Annotated in this window: 2 protein-coding genes; both read right to left on the bottom strand. The window is 61.0% G+C overall.

The genetic code is table 11. The features are described from left to right. The coding region (locus O9K64_RS23280) for a DDE-type integrase/transposase/recombinase (RefSeq protein ID WP_275100511.1) at positions 1-1,191 on the bottom strand (1,191 nt) is incomplete at its 3' end. Between the two features lie 60 nt (positions 1,192-1,251). Next, positions 1,252-1,869 carry a hypothetical protein gene (locus O9K64_RS23275; protein WP_275100510.1) on the bottom strand — a complete coding sequence of 206 codons (618 nt, stop codon included), beginning with the start codon at positions 1,867-1,869 and terminating at the stop codon, positions 1,252-1,254. Positions 1,870-2,017 lie beyond the last annotated feature (148 nt).

Here is a 2,017-nt window from a genome sequence, read left to right as displayed (position 1 = left end):
GAAGCGGAGCATCGGCTGTTCGAGATGACGGTAGCGATCGGGGATCTCGAAGCGTATCCCCTGCAACGTGACGGTGCCATCACTACGGCGCTGCTTGCGCCGCGCTGTACAACGAAAGGCGCTGCGCAGGGTCTGGCTGTCGGGGCAGTCGCGCCCCACGTTGGCGGCATCCAGATAGCGCTGTAGTGGGGTGTTGGCGATCTCACTGTGGTATGTGCGGTGGTGTGCCTGTTCCACCCAAGCCTGGGTGATCTCATTGAGCCGCTCCAGCGTCAGATCCTCCACCCCCGCCAACATCGCCATCAGCCGCCCCTCCAGGGTGGCCCAGAAGCACTCCTGTTTGGCATTCTGGTAGGGGCTGTAGGGCAAAGTGGTCTCGTGTACGATAGCCAACGCATGCAGCCCTGCGGTGAACTCCTCCGCCTTCATCGCTGCACCGTTGTCGGTCATCAGGGCTCTGGGAAGCGCGCGCTTCTGCAGCGCCTGGGAGAGGCCATGGATCAGTACCTCTGCCGTCTCTTCCAGATACCACTGCAGGTGACAGATCAGCCGGGAGTGGTCATCGATAAAGCAGAGCAGTCGCGGGGTAACCCAATCCCCTGAGGCGGTGATGATACGCCGTGACCCATGGTGGAAGTCAGCATGCCAGAGCCCATGAACATAGTCGGCTTCATAGCTGCGCACTTCCGCATTGGCTAATCGCTGTTGTGCCTGTTCCCCTCCGGGGGTGTTGCGCCTGGGGCGATGCTTGCGGCGCAAGTCACGGGCTTTCATGTAGCGGCGCAGTGTGTTGTAGGAGGGTAAGGGTTGCAGATCACGCTGCTCCTTCGCCAAGACCACCAAGTTGTCGTAGTGCAGCTGCACCGTCCAGCCGGGATAGCGCCGGTATTGTGCCTCTATGGCCTCGATCAGTGCGGCGCTCAGGGTGCGGAACCGACCCGCATCACCACGCACCTCGCGGCGCAGGGCGGCAATAGGATCTTGCGCGTTGCGTGCCGCATAGAACCAACGTTCGATGGTGGTGAAGCTAAAACGGGTTGCTGTACCCGTCACCGGATGCGGCCAACTGCGCTCGGCTAACGCCTCAAGGGAGCGGCGCAGCTCCCCCTTTGCTGGCGGTGCAGCCAAGAGGGTGCCGATGATCGCGAAGCGGAACCGCGCCCAGCCATCCAGGTCTCTCTGATCGATCATGTCATTACTCCCGGTAATCCGTCGGTCGGGAGTGTAGGCAGATCATCTGTGCATCGGCGATCACATCTTCTGCGTATCCATCACCCCCCTCATTGAGCCGGATAGCCCCGGTGGGCATGAGGCGCTGGTGATCGGTATCAGAAGGCGCAGTAATCGCCCCAACCGCTGGCGCAGGTCAACACCCGCCAGGCGACCCAGCAGTGCACCCGGCAGCTCACCGATAGCGACCGGCGGGACAAACAGACCGCGCTCACTGTGCCAACAGCGACTGGCGGGAAAGATGGCCCGCCACCAGCGACGCCAGCGAGCGATGGTCTGGGGCCAGAGGTCAAGTTGTTCAACCAGTGCTTTGCGACGACGGGGAGAGAGGCCCTGTGTGATCGCCGTTACCAGAATGATCACGGCACCAAGGTAGACCTTACGGCCCAGGAAGCGCACTGACGGTGGGGTGCAGCGACGCCGGCATCCCTCGCGAGCACAGCAGAGACTCTGTCGGGTCTGGTAGCTGTCATCGAGTGCGTCTCGAAGGCCGCGGGGCTTGCGCGGGTAGTTGGCAATGTGGAGCGGGCCATCCAGGCAGTGAGGGCAGCCGCCACGCTGTACCTCAGCGGCAATATCCTGGTCGATTTGAGTGAGAAACTGGTAGAACCTGGTATCGGAGAGAAAGGTGTGGCACATTGGGACTGTCCTCTTGTTGTTCTTGGTCGAATACAAGGTGACAGCCCCCTCCTGCAATGTTCAAGTTGTTTGAGGGGGTTTTTGTGTGTCCATCACGTATTTTGGACAGAACGAGGGGGTAAACCATCGATTATCTTGGCGACTCTCA

It is taken from the genome of Sedimenticola hydrogenitrophicus, assembly GCF_029017505.1.
Taxonomy (GTDB): Bacteria; Pseudomonadota; Gammaproteobacteria; order Chromatiales; family Chromatiaceae; genus Sedimenticola; species Sedimenticola hydrogenitrophicus_A.
This window is presented reverse-complemented; position numbering and strand designations above follow the sequence as displayed.

Excerpts from the sequence above, each read along its gene's own strand:
- O9K64_RS23275 (WP_275100510.1), bottom strand. The coding sequence starts at position 1,869 with ATGTGCCACACCTTTCTCTCCGATACCAGGTTCTACCAGTTTCTCACT.